Origin of the sequence: Micromonospora sp. ANENR4 (assembly GCF_015354395.1) — a bacterium.
Classification (GTDB): Bacteria; Actinomycetota; Actinomycetes; order Mycobacteriales; family Micromonosporaceae; genus Micromonospora; species Micromonospora aurantiaca.
The window spans coordinates 15410-28837 of the sequence record NZ_JADKYQ010000027.1 but is presented as its reverse complement, the minus strand read 5'-3'; the positions used below and the strand labels follow the sequence as shown (position 1 = coordinate 28837).

At 73.1% G+C, this 13428-nt stretch carries 15 protein-coding genes; 8 read left to right on the top strand and 7 right to left on the bottom strand.

Translation table 11 applies throughout. The features are described 5' to 3' along the window. Positions 1–210: 210 nt before the first annotated feature. Together IRY44_RS29955 and IRY44_RS29950 are read left to right on the top strand one after the other, a co-directional pair. Positions 211–537 carry a hypothetical protein gene (locus IRY44_RS29955; RefSeq protein WP_135240221.1) on the top strand — a complete coding sequence of 109 codons (327 nt, stop codon included), beginning with the start codon at positions 211–213 and terminating at the stop codon, positions 535–537. After that, complete coding sequence (locus IRY44_RS29950) at positions 534–1184, top strand: nucleotidyl transferase AbiEii/AbiGii toxin family protein (RefSeq protein WP_194803490.1); 651 nt, start codon at positions 534–536, stop codon at positions 1182–1184. Before IRY44_RS29955 ends, IRY44_RS29950 begins: the two co-directional genes overlap by 4 nt. A gap of 62 nt (positions 1185–1246) precedes the next feature. Here IRY44_RS29950 and IRY44_RS29945 read toward each other — a convergent pair whose 3' ends face one another. Continuing rightward, the gene (locus IRY44_RS29945; RefSeq protein ID WP_194803489.1) at positions 1247–2149 is read right to left on the bottom strand and encodes an SDR family oxidoreductase; all 903 of its coding nucleotides are present in this window, start codon (positions 2147–2149) and stop codon (positions 1247–1249) included. Positions 2150–2300: 151 nt separating this feature from the next. Here IRY44_RS29945 and IRY44_RS29940 point away from each other — a divergent pair, with 151 nt between their 5' ends. Then, positions 2301–4091 carry a bifunctional UDP-sugar hydrolase/5'-nucleotidase gene (locus IRY44_RS29940; protein ID WP_194803488.1) on the top strand — a complete coding sequence of 597 codons (1791 nt, stop codon included), beginning with the start codon at positions 2301–2303 and terminating at the stop codon, positions 4089–4091. A 40-nt stretch (positions 4092–4131) separates the two neighbouring features. On the opposite strand, the gene IRY44_RS29935 is transcribed toward IRY44_RS29940, so the two are convergent. Continuing rightward, positions 4132–4317, bottom strand: coding sequence for a hypothetical protein (locus IRY44_RS29935; RefSeq protein WP_228533086.1), 186 nt, complete (start codon positions 4315–4317; stop codon positions 4132–4134). Between the two features lie 95 nt (positions 4318–4412). Here IRY44_RS29935 and IRY44_RS29930 point away from each other — a divergent pair, with 95 nt between their 5' ends. Beyond that, positions 4413–5447, top strand: coding sequence for an NAD(P)-dependent alcohol dehydrogenase (locus tag IRY44_RS29930; RefSeq protein WP_194803486.1), 1035 nt, complete (start codon positions 4413–4415; stop codon positions 5445–5447). On the opposite strand, the gene IRY44_RS29925 is transcribed toward IRY44_RS29930, so the two are convergent. Next, positions 5434–6561: a geranylgeranyl reductase family protein gene (locus tag IRY44_RS29925; RefSeq protein WP_194803491.1), complete on the bottom strand. Its 1128-nt coding sequence runs from the start codon at positions 6559–6561 to the stop codon at positions 5434–5436. The two genes, IRY44_RS29930 and IRY44_RS29925, sit on opposite strands and share 14 nt — an antisense overlap. 143 nt (positions 6562–6704) lie before the next feature. Between IRY44_RS29925 and IRY44_RS29920 the strand changes: the two genes are divergently transcribed. After that, a complete protein-coding gene (locus IRY44_RS29920) occupies positions 6705–6941 on the top strand; it encodes a hypothetical protein (RefSeq protein ID WP_013286401.1) in 237 nt (78 codons plus the stop codon). 71 nt (positions 6942–7012) lie between these two features. Further along, the gene (locus tag IRY44_RS29915; protein ID WP_194803485.1) at positions 7013–8467 is read left to right on the top strand and encodes an MFS transporter; all 1455 of its coding nucleotides are present in this window, start codon (positions 7013–7015) and stop codon (positions 8465–8467) included. On the opposite strand, the gene IRY44_RS29910 is transcribed toward IRY44_RS29915, so the two are convergent. Continuing rightward, complete coding sequence (locus IRY44_RS29910; protein ID WP_194803484.1) at positions 8440–8997, bottom strand: helix-turn-helix domain-containing protein; 558 nt, start codon at positions 8995–8997, stop codon at positions 8440–8442. The two genes, IRY44_RS29915 and IRY44_RS29910, sit on opposite strands and share 28 nt — an antisense overlap. Positions 8998–9068: 71 nt before the next feature. Here IRY44_RS29910 and IRY44_RS29905 point away from each other — a divergent pair, with 71 nt between their 5' ends. Then, positions 9069–9410: a hypothetical protein gene (locus tag IRY44_RS29905; protein WP_194803483.1), complete on the top strand. Its 342-nt coding sequence runs from the start codon at positions 9069–9071 to the stop codon at positions 9408–9410. Then, positions 9407–10324 carry a S9 family peptidase gene (locus IRY44_RS29900; RefSeq protein WP_194803482.1) on the top strand — a complete coding sequence of 306 codons (918 nt, stop codon included), beginning with the start codon at positions 9407–9409 and terminating at the stop codon, positions 10322–10324. Before IRY44_RS29905 ends, IRY44_RS29900 begins: the two co-directional genes overlap by 4 nt. A 51-nt stretch (positions 10325–10375) precedes the next feature. On the opposite strand, the gene IRY44_RS29895 is transcribed toward IRY44_RS29900, so the two are convergent. The 3 genes from IRY44_RS29895 to IRY44_RS29885 form a co-directional block, all read right to left on the bottom strand. After that, positions 10376–10927 (bottom strand): hypothetical protein, encoded by a 552-nt coding sequence (locus IRY44_RS29895; RefSeq protein ID WP_194803481.1) that lies wholly within the window; start codon positions 10925–10927, stop codon positions 10376–10378. Positions 10928–11364: 437 nt separating this feature from the next. Next, a complete protein-coding gene (locus IRY44_RS29890; protein ID WP_030275023.1) occupies positions 11365–12090 on the bottom strand; it encodes a hypothetical protein in 726 nt (241 codons plus the stop codon). Between the two features lie 211 nt (positions 12091–12301). Further along, positions 12302–13402 (bottom strand): DUF3626 domain-containing protein, encoded by a 1101-nt coding sequence (locus tag IRY44_RS29885; RefSeq protein ID WP_194803480.1) that lies wholly within the window; start codon positions 13400–13402, stop codon positions 12302–12304. Between the last annotated feature and the right edge of the window lie 26 nt (positions 13403–13428).

Genomic DNA, 13428 nt, shown 5'->3' with positions numbered 1-13428 from the left:
ACCGGTTTGTCCGGTCCAACTTCATGATCGACGGGGCGAGGCGGGACAGGGCGGGGCGAGGCCGGGGGCGGCGGGGCGGCGTGGGGCGGGGCAGAGTGAGGCGGGCGGGGAGCGGGTGGCGGGCGGTCAGGCGGGGCGGGGCGGGTGCTGTGGGGGAGCTACGCGGGAACGATGGGGGGAAAGGGGCCGGGTTGGGGTTACCCTGATGCCATGTCGGTCACCGCGCACGCGTACCTCGCCCGCCCCGGGCGACCCGCCGTGGTGGCGCGCACCCTGGACGAGCTGACCGGCCCCACCACCGGCATCGTCGAGCTGCCGGTACGCCTGATGTGGAGCAGCGAACGCGCGTTCGACCTGGGCGACCCGGACGAGTTGCTCTGGATGTACGAGAACGTGCTGCGCGAGACGACCCGGGTGGAGGATCTGCGCGAGCTGATCCACGCGGGCACGTTGCGCCGGTTGTGGCCGCTGCTCAACCTGCCCCGGGGCGTACGCCTGGCCTGGGAGGGCCGGCACCGGAGCCTGCGCGCCGCGTGACCCATCCGCACGACTTCTACCGGCAGGTGGCCCGGGTGGCGCTTGCCGCGGCCGGCCCGCACCGTTTCGTGCTCGGCGGCGGGGTGGCGTGGGCCGTGCACGGCCTGGTCACCCGCCCCACCGAGGACGTCGACCTGTTCGCCGACGTGGAGGGCGCCGCCGCGGCGGCGGCCGACGGTGTACGTGCGGCGCTGGAACGGGCCGGTTACCGGGTGGCCGAGGTTGACCCGGGCGGGCTGGGTGAGGTGTTCGACGGCTTCGACAGGGACCTGCGCGACTTCGTGGTGAGCCGGGACGGCCGGCAGATCCGGCTCAGCCTGGCCCGCCTGGACCGGCACCGCAGCCCGGTGGTGATGGACCTCGGCCCGGTGATGGACGTCCGCGACCTGATCGCCAACAAGACCGCCGCGCTGGTGAACCGGCGGGAGGTACGCGACTACATCGACGTGTCCGCCGCGCTGGACCGGTACACGGTCGCGGAGCTGCTGGAGCTGGCCCGGCAGGTCGACCCGGCGCTTGATGACGAGGACGTGCGCGCGGCGGGCCGCTACCTCGACGGGCTGGCCGACCGCCGGTTCACCCGCTACGGCCTGGACGCGTCGCGGATCGCCGAGGTCCGCCGCCGGATGGCCACCTGGCCCCGCTGAGCAGCGGAACCAGGCGGCCGAGGGCGGGACCAGAAGGCCACGACGGCACCAGCCGGGGCGGCTCACTTCGTCGGGCGGCCACCCGTGACGCCGAGGATCTCGCCGGTGACGTAGCTGGACTCCTGGGAGGCGAAGTAGACGTACGCGGGCGCCAGCTCGGCCGGCTGGCCGGGACGGCCCAGCGGCGTGTCGGTACCGAACTGCTTCACCTTCTCCTCCGGCATGGTGGCCGGGATCAGCGGCGTCCAGATCGGGCCGGGCGCGACCGCGTTGACCCGGATGCCGCGCTCGGCGAGGTTCTGCGCGAGCGCCTTGGTGAAGTTGGCGATGGCGGCCTTTGTGGTGGCGTAGTCGAGCAGCTGCGGCGACGGGTCGAACGCCTGGATCGACGACGTGTTGATGATCGTCGAGCCTTCCTTCATGTGTGGCACCGCGAACTTGCAGAGCCAGAACATGGCGTACACGTTGGTCTTGAAGACCCGGTCGAACTGCTCGGTGGTGATGTCGAGCAGGCCGTTGTCCTGCGACATCTGGTACGCCGCGTTGTTGACCAGGATGTCGACGCCGCCGAGGTCGCGCAGCGCCTGGTCGACGAGGGCGCGGCAGTTGTCCTCCTCGCGCAGGTCGCACCGGACCGCGACGCCGGTGCGCCCGGCCTGCTCGATCAGGGCGACCGTCTCCCGGGCGTCCTTCTCCTCCTCGTCGGCGAGGTAGGTGACGAGCACGTCGGCGCCCTCGCGGGCGAAGGCGATCGCCACGGCCCGGCCGATGCCGGAGTCGCCGCCGGTGATGATCGCGCGCTTGCCGGTGAGCCGGTCGCTGCCCCGGTACGACTCCTCGCCGTGGTCGGGCTTCGGCCCCATCTCCTGCTCGTTGCCGGGCGGCGTCTGCTGTTGCGACGGCTGGCCGTCGCGCTGTCCGTACTGCTCGGCCGGGTGCTGCTGGGTGAACTGGTCCTCGCTCATGGATGCGCCCCTACCCCGGTGGCTGCCGGGAAAACAGCAGCGCGTGACCGGAAGGGAAACAATTCGGGCCGGTGTGGCGCACGCGACATGTGGTGGTTATGGTGCGCAACGGCGCCCACGAGGCGCGTACCCCCATTCGGAAAGGCACCTCATGACCTCCTCCTCCGGCGCCTCCCGGCGCCAGGTGCTGGCCGTCGCGGCCGCCGCCGCGACCGCTCCCCTGCTGGCCGGCGCGCCCGCCGAGGCGAAGCCGAAGCAGCCGAAGACCTGGGACCTGACGATCCTCGGCACGTCGGACACCCACGGCAACGTCTACAACTGGGACTACTACAAGGACGCCGAGTTCGACGACAGCAAGCACAACGACGTCGGCGTCGCGAAGCTCGCCACCCTGGTCAACCAGATCCGCGCCGAGCGCAAGGGCAGGGCCACGCTGGTCCTCGACGCCGGTGACACGATCCAGGGCACGCCGCTGGCCACGTACTACGCCAAGCAGGAGCCGATCACCAGCACCGGTGAGACGCACCCGATGGCCCGCGCCATGAACATCCTCAGGTACGACGCGGTGACGCTCGGCAACCACGAGTTCAACTACGGCCTGCCGCTGCTGGCCACCTGGATCGAGCAGCTCGGCTTCCCGGCCCTGGCCGCGAACGCGCTCAACGCGAAGACCGGCAAGCCGGCGTTCCTCCCGTACGTGATCAAGGAGGTCAAGCTCGGCGGGCACGGCGCGCCGAAGCTGCGCGTGGGCATCCTCGGCCTGACCAACCCCGGCGTGGCCATCTGGGACAAGGGCAACGTCGAGGGCCGCCTGGTCTTCGCCGACATGGTCGCCACCGCCACGAAGTGGGTGCCGGAGATGCGCCGCCGCGGCGCCGACCTGGTCGTCATCTCCGCCCACGGCGGGGACAGCGGCACCTCCAGCTACGGCCCGGAGCTGCCGAACGAGAACCCGACCGCGCTGATCGCCGAGCAGGTGCCCGGCATCGACGCGATCCTGTTCGGCCACGCGCACAACGAGGTGCCGGAGAAGTTCGTCACCAACCTCACCACCGGCGAGCGCGTCCTCACCTCGGAGCCGTCGAAGTGGGGCCAGCGGCTGACCCGGATGGACTTCACGCTGACCCGGGAGAAGGGCCGCTGGACGGTGACCGCCAAGTCGGCCACCACCCTGAACACCAACACCGTGGTCGAGGACCCGGCGGTGCTCGCGGCCGTGCGCGGCCAGCACGCCACGACCGTCGAGTACGTCAACCGGGTCGTCGCGCAGTCGAGCGTGGAGCTGTCGGCCGCCGAGTCGCGGTACAAGGACACGCCGATCCTCGACTTCATCAACCACGTCCAGACCGAGGTGGTCACCGAGGCACTCGCGGGCGGCGAGTACGCGGGCCTGCCGGTGCTGTCCATCGCCGCGCCGTTCAGCCGTACCGCGGTGTTCCCGCAGGGCGACGTGCGGATCCGCGACGTGGCGGGCCTCTACGTGTACGACAACACGCTGGAGGCGGTCGTGCTGACCGGCGCCGAGGTGAAGGCGTACCTGGAGTACTCGGCGAAGTACTTCGTCACGCTGCCGGCGGGCGCGCCGGTGAACCCGGAGACGATCAGCGATCCGGCGGTGCCGGACTACAACTACGACGTGTTCTCCGGCGTCGACTACGACATCGACATCGCCAGGCCGGTCGGGCAGCGGATCACCCGCCTGGTGCTGGCCGGCACGGACACGCCGGTGGCGGCGGACGCCCGGTTCGTGGTGGCGGTGAACAACTACCGGCGCAGCGGCGGCGGCAACTTCCCGGGCATCGTGAAAACCCAGGTCTACAACGCCCAGCAGGAGATCCGCCAGCTGCTCATCGACTGGGCACAGGCCAAGGGCGTCATCGACCCGGCCGACTTCTTCGTGCCCAACTGGAAGCTGGTCCGCGACGGCGTGCCGGTCTTCTGATCGTCCGGGCGGCGGGGTCCGGGCAGGTGCCCGGGCCCCGTCAGCCGCCCGCGCGCAGGTGCCACTCCGACTCCCCGCCGGCCGGGTCCGGCCGGTCCGGCGGGAACTCGGTCTCGGCGGCCTCGATCCGCTCCTCCGGGCGCACCCGGGCCGGCAGTTCGCCGAAGCGGACGTGCCGCAGGAACGCGTACTCCTCGTCGGTGAACGACTCGGCCGGCTCGCTCATGACCGCATTGTGCGCCCGCCCGTCCCGTCTCCGCATCAACCGCTACGGCAGGGGTATGCCGCCGCGACGACCGTGGGCGACGAGGTGGAGGAGACATGCGCGCAGTACGGATGACCGCACCCGGTGTGCTGGAGCACACCGAGGTGCCCACGCCGCAGGCCGGCCCGGGTGAGGTGCTGGTGCGCGTCGGCGCGGTCGGCGCCTGCCACTCCGACCTGCACATCCTCGACGCGCCGGCCGGGGTGTTCCCGATGCCGATGACGCTCGGGCACGAGATCGCCGGCACCGTCGACACGGTCGGCGCCGGGGTGGACGGCTGGTCGCCCGGCGACCGGACCGCGGTCTACGGCATCATCGGCTGCGGCTACTGCCGGGCCTGCCTGCGAGGCGAGGAGAACCGGTGCCGGATCACCCCGGTCGGCGGTATCGGGCTCAGCCGCGACGGCGGGCTGGCCGATTACGTGGTGGTGCCCGCGTCCCGGCTGCTGCCGGTCGGCGACATGGACCTGACCCAGGCGGCGCCGCTGACCGACGCCGGGCTGACCCCGTACCACGCGGTGGACCTGGCGCGGCCCCGGCTGCGGCCCGGCACCACCTGCGTGGTGATCGGCATCGGCGGCCTGGGGCACATGGGGTTGCAGATCCTGCTCGCCACCACCGCGGTACGGATCATCGCGGTCGACACGAACACCGCCGCGCTGGACCTGGCCGGGCGCCTCGGCGCCCACCACACGGTGCAGGCCGGCCCGGACGCGGTGGACAGGATCCGCGAACTGGTCGGGCCGGCGCCGGACGGCGCGGACGTGGTGCTCGACTTCGTCGGCGCGCAACCCACGCTGGACACCGCCCGGCAGGTGGTCGCCACCGGCGGCCAGATCCTGCTGGTGGGCCTGGCCGGCGGCACGCTACCGGTGCGGCCGGTCGCCGACGAGCCGCCGCCGGTGCCGCTGGAGACCGGCGTGGTGGTGCCGTTCTGGGGCACCCGATCCGAACTGCACGAGGTGATCGCGCTGGCCCGCGACGGCCGGCTGCACGCCGACGTGCACACGTTCCCCCTCGCGGAGGCGCCGCAGGCGTACGAGGCGCTGCGCCGGGGCGAGGTACGGGGGCGGGCGGTCATCGTCCCCTGAGCGGGGGCAGCCGGTCGAGCAGCGCCAGACCGGCCCGTACCGGCCGCCGGTCGAGCACCTCGGCGAAGCTCGCCCGCCCCTGGCAGAACCGGACGAACATCCGCCAGCCGAGCGGGCTCGCCAGCATCGCGTGGAACACGTCGGGCCGCCGCTCGAACACCTCCAGCAGCCGGTGCCCGGCGCGCATCTCCGGCGTCAGCCGCCGGTCGACCTCCCGGGCGTACGCGTCGAGGTCACCGGCGGCCACCGCCTCACCGGCCAGCCGGCCCGAGCGCAGCGCGTAGCTGATCCCCTCCCGGCTCCACGGCTCCAGCAGCCCGGCGGCGTCCCCGGCGACCAGCACCCGGCCGTGCCGCAGCGGGGAGTCCCCGGTGCGGCAGCGGGTCAGGTGGCCGGAGTCGTGCTCCGGCCTCACCCCGGACAGGCCGAGCCGATCGGTGAAGTCGCGCAGGTAGGCGCGGGTCCGGTCGCCGTCGCCGCGGGCGGATATGACACCGACGGTGAGACGGTCGCCCTTGGGGAACACCCACGCGTACGAGCCGGGTAGCGGCCCCCAGTCGAGCAGCACCCGGCCACGCCAGCGGTCCCGCTCGGTGGCGTCCACCGGCAGTTCCAGTTCCAGGCCGAGATCGACCTGCCGGAAGCGCACCCCGACGTGGCGTGCCGTCACGCCGGAGGAGCCGTCCGCGCCGATGACGGTACGGGCGCGTACCGTCTCACCGCCGGCCAGGCGCAGGCGTACCTCGTCGGGGTCCTGCTCGATCGCGCGGACCGCGACGCCCTCGCGGACCTGCGCCCCGGCGGCTACGGCGGCGGCGCGCAGCCGGTCGTCGAACTCCTCCCGGCGGATCATGGTGACCAGCGGTGCGGGGTGCCGGCGGGTGAACGCGCGTCGCCCGTCCCGGGTGAACGTGATCCGGTCGACCCGGTCGTGGGCGGGCACCTCGACACGCTCGGCGACCTCGGCGAGCGAGGTGCCGATCAGGCCGCCGCCGCACGTCTTGTACCGGGGGTGGGTGGCCCGTTCCACCACGAGCGTGCGGACGCCGGCCCGGGCCGCGGCGTGCGCGGCGGAGAGTCCGGCGGGCCCGCCGCCGACCACGACGAGATCCATGATCACGGGTGCAGCCTAGGGCACCGCCGTGCCGCGCCGCCCGGTACGACAGTCGAACGGGTGAGCATCATCGGGGCTCGTCCGGGTAACCGCCGGTCGCCGGCCGTCCGCGGGTCGGGCGGTCCACGCCGAGGAGGGAAGCGATGCCTCAGGTCCAGCTGTCTGCGGTCGAGGAACGGGTCTACCAGGCGGTGTCCGCGCTGGAGGTGCAGGGACACGTCCCCTACCCGGACCTGATCGCCCAGGAGACCGGGATGACCGAGGAGGAGCTGCGCGAGCCGCTGCACTCGCTCACCGAGCGAGGGCTGCTGCACCGCGAGGACTCCCCGATGTCCGGCCTGGACTTCGGACCCCGGTGGTGCGCGCGCCAGATGGCGTGATCGAGTCGTTTGCCCCACCGGGCACCGGGTAGCGATCGGAGTCGGGTGATCGACGGTCAGCGGGGGGCACGATGAGCGAGGGCCGGTCGTCGACGCCGGTGCAGGACACCGGGTACGACGGCCGGCGTCGCTGGCGCGCGCTGAGCGTCGGCCTGATCGCGGCGTTCATGACGCTGCTGGACGTCAGCATCGTCAACGTCGCGGTGCCGTCGATCGATCGTGCGCTGCACGCCACGCCGAGCGACCTGCAGTGGGTGCTGTCCGGGTACGCGCTGACGTTCGGCCTGGTGCTGGTGCCGGCCGGGCGGTTCGGCGACGCGCGCGGGCGGCGTACCGCGTTCGTGGTCGGCGTCGGCCTGTTCACGCTGACCAGCGCGCTGGCCGGGCTGGCCCGCTCGCCGGAGTGGCTGGTCGTCGCCCGGCTCGTCCAGGGTGCCGCCGCCGGTGTGGTGAACCCCCAGGTCAGCGGCATGATTCAGGAGCTGTTCCGGGGCTCCGACCGGGGCCGGGCGTTCGGGCTTCTGGGCGCGACGATCGGTATCTCCACCGCCGTGGGTCCGCTGCTCGGCGGTCTGCTCATCCAGCTCGGCGGCGCCGAGCACGGCTGGCGGTGGGTGTTCTTCGTGAACATCCCGGTCGGGATCGTGGCGATGCTGCTCGGCTGGCGGCTGATGCCGTCCCGGCCGACGAATCCGGCCGGACGGGGCCGGCTCGATCCGCTCGGGGTCCTGCTGCTCGGCGCCGGGGTGACGGTGATCCTGCTGCCGCTGGTGCAGCGGGAGCAGTGGCGGGGCCCAGGCAAGTGGCTGCTGATCCCCGTCGGCCTGCTGCTGCTCGCCGGATTCGCGCTCTGGGAGCACCGGTACGGCCGGCGCGCCCAGCCGCTGTTCGACCTGCGGCTGTTCACGGTGCGCTCGTACACGCTCGGCGCGCTGATCGGCCTGATCTACTTCGCCGGGTTCACCGCGATCTTCTTCATCTTCACGCTCTACCTCCAGATGGGGCTCGGCTACAGCGCGCTCGTGGCCGGTCTGGCGATCACGCCGTTCGCGCTCGGTTCGGCGCTCGCCTCCGCGCTCGGCGGCCGGGTGGTCACCCGGTACGGCCGTCCGCTGGTGGCGATCGGGCTGGTGGCCGTGGTGGCCGGGCTGATCGCCACCGACCTGGTGCTGGCCGGCGGGCCGCACGAGAACGTGCCGCTGCGGACCGCGCTGCCGTTGCTCGTCGCCGGGCTGGGCAGCGGCCTGGTGATCGCGCCGAACCAGACGCTCACGCTGTCCGAGGTGCCGGTGCCGATGGCCGGCAGCGGCGCGGGCATGCTCCAGACCGGGCAGCGCATCGGGTCGGCCGCGGGCATCGCCGCGGTGGGCGCGCTGTTCTTCTCGACGCTGGCGCAGGACCGCGGCGACTGGGGTGCGGCGTTCCGCCACTCACTGCTGCTCGCCGCCGGGATAATCGTGCTGGCGCTCGGCGCCGCCGTGGCGGACATCGCGCTCGGTCACCGGCGCTCCGCGGGCCGCTCCTGATCGGCGGCGGGCAGCAGCACTGTGGTGAGCAGCCGCCGGGTGCGGCCGGGCCCGGGGCCGCGCGCCGCGTACTCGGCGAACAGTTCGCGGAACCGGGTGACGAACTCGGCGGTCTCGGCGTCGGTGGCGTGGAACGCGTTCTGCCGGTAGCCGGCCACGTCGCGGGCCAGGTCGGGGTCGCCGCGGTCGAGGTAGACGTCGAAGTCGGCGAGCAGGCCCGCGACGAAGGTGAGGAACGCCTGCCGGTGCCGTTGCGGGCTCATGGCCCGGGCCTCGTCCGGGTCCACCGACGCGGCTGCCTCGACAAGCCGGTAGCTGCGCTCGGTCGCGCCGCGGGCCCGCCGCTCCCCCACCGTGTGCAGCACGCCGTGGTCGGCGAGCGTGGCGACCTGCCGGTAGAGCGTGGCCGGTGGCACGTCGCTCAGCGCGGCGCGCAGGTCGGTGGTGGTGAGCGTTCGGCCGCCCAGGAACGCCTGGACGATGCGCAGCCGGACCGGGTGCAGCAGCAGCTCCACGGTGTCGAGTGCCACAGCGGCTCCCCTTTTTGTTATCGCCTCCGGTAATGTTCTCACTGACGATAACAGAAGCGAGGAGTCCGCCGATGGCCACCATCGACATCACCGCCGACCGCATCGACGTCCGGCTCACCACCGCCGAGAAGATCTGGGCCCTGCGCGGTGACCTGTCGTTCCCCCGATCCGCCGTCAGCGGCGCCGTCGTCGTACCGGACGGTGCCCGCGCCACCCGCGGCATCCGGGCGCCCGGCCTCGGCGTGCCCCGCACGCGCAACGTCGGCACCTGGCGCGGCAGGGCCGGCAAGGAGTTCGTCAGCGTCCGCGGCGGGCAGCCGGCCGTCCGCATCACCCTCACCGGCCAGGCGTACGACTCCCTGCTCATCGGCACCGACGACGCCGACGCCCTGGCCGCGGCGGTGCTGCCGTGACGATCGACAGTCCGCTCGCCGTCGAGTCGGCCGGGCAGCGGCTGTCCGGCACGCTCACGCTGCCCGACGGCGCCGGTCCGCACCCGGCGGCGCTGCTGCTGCCCGGCTCCGGGCCGATCAACCGCGACGGCGACCACCGCCGCCTGCCGCTCGGCATCCAGCGGCACCTGGCCGCCGCGCTGAGCGGGGCCGGGATCGCTGTCGCCCGGTACGACAGGCGGGGCGTCGGCGAGAGCAGCGGCGAGTTCCTGCGTACCGGCTTCCACGACAACGTCGACGACGCGGCAGCGGTGTTCGCGGCGCTGCGCGACGACCCGGCCGTGGACGCCGGGCGGATGTTCCTGGTCGGGCACAGCGAGGGCGCGCTCACCGCTGTCGCGCTCGCCGCGCGTGGCGTACCGGTGGCCGGTCTGGTCCTGCTCTCCGCGCCCGGGCGTACCGGCGCCGAGGTGCTGCGCCGGCAGGCCGGGCGGCTGCTGCCCACCCTGCCCGCGCCGGTACGCCTGGTGTTCCGGCTCACCCGCACCGACCTGGTGGCGAAGGTGGCCCGCAACCACGAGAAGATCCTCGCCACCGACAAGGACGTGGCGTGGGTCGGCGGGCAGCGGCTCAACGCCCGCTGGTTCCGGGAGTTCCTGCGCTACGACCCCCGCCCGGACCTGGCCCGGATCGACGCCCCGATCCTCGCGCTCACCGGCGACAAGGACCTCCAGACCGACCCGGCCGACCTGCCGGTCATCGCCGCCCACGCCGGCGGGCCGGTGCAGACCGGGGTCCTGCCGGACGTCACCCACGTGCTGCGCCGCCAACCAGGTCCGCCGTCGCTGCGGGCGTACCGGGAGGAGGCGAAGCAGCCGCTGGACCCGTCGGTGGTCGAGCCGGTGCTGTCGTGGCTCGCCGCGCACAGCGGCTGAGAGCACGCGAAAGGCCGGCACCCGGGTCGGGTACCGGCCTTTCGTCGGGTCTTACTTGTTCCAGTGCTCGGCGACGATCTCGGCGGCCTGCTTCTCCCACTGCGCGTACGCGTCGGGGTAGGCGCTGACCTGCACGGTCTGCGCGGCCTCGGTCAGCGGCATGTCCTGCCAGCCGTCGACCTGCTTGAGGCCCTTGAGGAACGCCAGCGTCGAGTACTCGGGGTCGGTGATCTGCTCCGGCGTACCCCAGCCGCTGGACGGCCGCTGCTGGAACAGGCCCAGCGAGTCGTGGTCGTTGCGGTCACCCAGGTGACCCAGGTTCTCCAGCTTCGACTCCTGCAGCGCGGTGGCGATCGAGACGACCGCGGCGCGCTCGGGCATGCCCGCCTTCTTGGTGGCCGCGATGATGGCCTTGGCGTTGGCGAGCTGCTCGTCGTTGAGGTCCACGTGCGACTGCTCGCCCTGCGGGCTCACGCCCCGGACCGCGACGGCGGCCGGCTTGGTGGTCTCCGCCGCGTGGGCGGCGACCGGGCCGGCGAACACGCCACCGGTGAAGGCGAGACCGGCGATACCGAGGATGCTCTTGCGCAGGATCGTGTTCATGGTGGGCTCCGTTCGGGGGTCGACGCATCCGGGGGCGGATGCGTGGGCACCGTCAGGCGCTCAAGGGGATCTCGGGGGTTCGGCAGCGCGGGGCGTGCCGGGTGCATCTGCAACGACCGGCCACCCGGGGTTGTTCCCCCGGGGGCACTCGGCGGCGCCGCTGCGGTCGCGTACCGGGTTACAACGCCACCCACCCGCCCCCGATTCCGCACGCGCGGTGCCGCCCACCACACCCGAACCGGACACCGCCACCCACCGGCCCGCCCGCCCCGCCCTCGCCCCGGCTCTGCCCCCTCGATCTTGGAGTTGCGGCGCCCAGGATGTCCCGTATCCGAGGTATGCGAGGCACCACAACTCCAAGATCGGCGGGGAGGTCGCTCCCACGCGAGAACGGCCGGCCCCACGAAAGGGCCGGCCGTTCTTCTACGGGTGTCGGGTCACCAGACCTGCTGGACGATGTCCGCGGCCTGCTCCTCCCACTGCGCGTACGCGTACGGGTAGGCGGACACCTGGACGGTCTGCGCGGCGGTGGTCAGCGGCAGCTCGTGCCAGCCGCCGACGTTCTTCAGCGCGTTGAAGAACGCCTTGCTGGAGTACTCCGGGTCGGTGATCTGCTCGGACGTGCCCCAACCGGACGACGGGCGCTGCTGGAACAGGCCCTCCGAGTCGTGGTCGTTGTACGCGCCGAGGTGACCCAGGTTGTACAGCTTCGACTCCTGCAGCGAGGTCGCGACGCCGATCACGGCGCCCCGCTCCCCCACGCCGGTCTCCTTGGCCGCCTCGACGATGGCCTTGGCGTTGTCGAGCTGCGCGTCGTCGAGCGGGATGCGCGACTGCGCGCCCTCGACGCCGTGCGGCACGAGCTTCTCCTTGGCCGGCCGGTCGGCCCGGGTCGGCACCTTGTCCAGGCCGGTGGTCTGGCCGGGCTTGACCGCCTCGGTGGAGGTCTTCTTGCCGGTCGCCAGGTCGATGGCGGCCTTGGCGCCGGCGTGCGGCCCGCTGGTCACCGGCGCGGCCACTGCGACGGGGCCGACGGCCAGCCCGCCCAGAACTGCCACACCCGCCACGCTCAGCGCGGCACGGCGGTTACGGGTGACAGCGGCGGTCTTCGCGACGGCGGTCTTCGCGATGGCGGGGAGCCATCGAGTGAAGTGCTGCTTCACGATGGTTGCCCTTTCGATCGTTACGACGCGCTCCGGGGTGAGCGCCCCTCGAGGGACTACCGCCGGGTAGGTGTTTGGGTTCCGGCGGTACGGGGGACACAACGAGCCCGCCGTGTCGGTCATTCCGGAAATGCCGGGCACGGCGAAGGCTGCGGTCCACGTCACCCGCGATTCCGGACAAGCACGCCGTTCAGCAGGCAGAGCGGGATGATCAGGCCGGACCGCCGAACCGGACCAACACGTGCCAGAGCTGTTTCAGGTGCTGCAGCGTCACCGCGGCCGGTCCCCGGTCGGCCCAGCGCTGCGGCTCGCGTACCACCGAGGCTGCGGCCCGGCCGACGAGCGCCGCGTGCAGCGGCTCCCCCGGGCGGGCGAACTCGGCGTGCACGCGCGCGGCGAGCGGCGGGATGTCCGGGCCCCGGAACTCGGCGTCGACGGCGTCGACCGGCAGCACGAAGCCCGGGTGGAAGCGCAGCGCCATGCCGTGCCGCGCGGCGATCCCCGCCAGGCGCCGTCCGGAGTCGCTGCCCCGGAACGACGGGTCGACCACGAGCGCCTCGACGTCGCGGGACAGGTTGATCTCGCCGTGCACCTGCGCCTCGACGTAGTCGTCGAGCGCCCGGCCGACCCGGCCGGACTCCCGTTCCCGGCGGCGCAGCAGCGTCCGCAGCAGTGTGCCGGTGTCCATGCCCGCCACGCCCAGGGCGACGCCGGTGCCGGCGGTGGCGGTCAGAAGCGCCGCGAACACCGGCTCGAAGACGTCGACGGTGCCGAACTCGGTGGGCTCGAGGTGGCTGTCACCGAAGCTGAACGTGGCCCGGGCCAGCACCTCCGGGCGCAGCCGCAGATGGCAGGACCCGAAGCGGGGGCACGCGCCGTCGGCGTGGTCGAGCAGGTTCAGGCCGCCGTACTTCGGGCGCTGCGCCGGCGGCACGCCGGGACGCTGGTACGCGCCGCCGAACATCGCCTGCTCCCACACGTTCCGGTCGCCACCCGGGTACGCGGTCAGGCCGCCGTTGGAGATGCCGGTCTCGAACTGGCTGCGGTAGACGCCCTCCTCCTCGAGGGCCTCGACCACTGTGCGGCCGTCGCGCAGGACCCGGTCGGGGTGGAAGTTCAGCGTCAGGCGCCCGTACCCGGTGATCGCGGCGACGACCTCCTCGTACCGGTAGGTGGTGCCGGAGGCGGCGAGGTGGCGGGCGATGACGGCGAGCGCGGCGGGGCGGTCGCGCAGCGCGACGTCGCGGACGTGGCGCAGCGCGGCGGACTGGGCGTCGGTGAGGGTGGCGACGGGCACGGGCCCGAGTATCACGGGTCGCGCCGCCGCGCGGCCACACG

Excerpts from the sequence above, each read along its gene's own strand:
- IRY44_RS29955 (WP_135240221.1), top strand. The coding sequence starts at position 211 with ATGTCGGTCACCGCGCACGCGTACCTCGCCCGCCCCGGGCGACCCGCC.
- IRY44_RS29945 (WP_194803489.1), bottom strand. The coding sequence starts at position 2,149 with ATGAGCGAGGACCAGTTCACCCAGCAGCACCCGGCCGAGCAGTACGGA.
- IRY44_RS29940 (WP_194803488.1), top strand. The coding sequence starts at position 2,301 with ATGACCTCCTCCTCCGGCGCCTCCCGGCGCCAGGTGCTGGCCGTCGCG.
- IRY44_RS29935 (WP_228533086.1), bottom strand. The coding sequence starts at position 4,317 with ATGAGCGAGCCGGCCGAGTCGTTCACCGACGAGGAGTACGCGTTCCTG.
- IRY44_RS29930 (WP_194803486.1), top strand. The coding sequence starts at position 4,413 with ATGCGCGCAGTACGGATGACCGCACCCGGTGTGCTGGAGCACACCGAG.
- IRY44_RS29925 (WP_194803491.1), bottom strand. The coding sequence starts at position 6,561 with ATGGATCTCGTCGTGGTCGGCGGCGGGCCCGCCGGACTCTCCGCCGCG.
- IRY44_RS29920 (WP_013286401.1), top strand. The coding sequence starts at position 6,705 with ATGCCTCAGGTCCAGCTGTCTGCGGTCGAGGAACGGGTCTACCAGGCG.
- IRY44_RS29915 (WP_194803485.1), top strand. The coding sequence starts at position 7,013 with ATGAGCGAGGGCCGGTCGTCGACGCCGGTGCAGGACACCGGGTACGAC.
- IRY44_RS29905 (WP_194803483.1), top strand. The coding sequence starts at position 9,069 with ATGGCCACCATCGACATCACCGCCGACCGCATCGACGTCCGGCTCACC.
- IRY44_RS29895 (WP_194803481.1), bottom strand. The coding sequence starts at position 10,927 with ATGAACACGATCCTGCGCAAGAGCATCCTCGGTATCGCCGGTCTCGCC.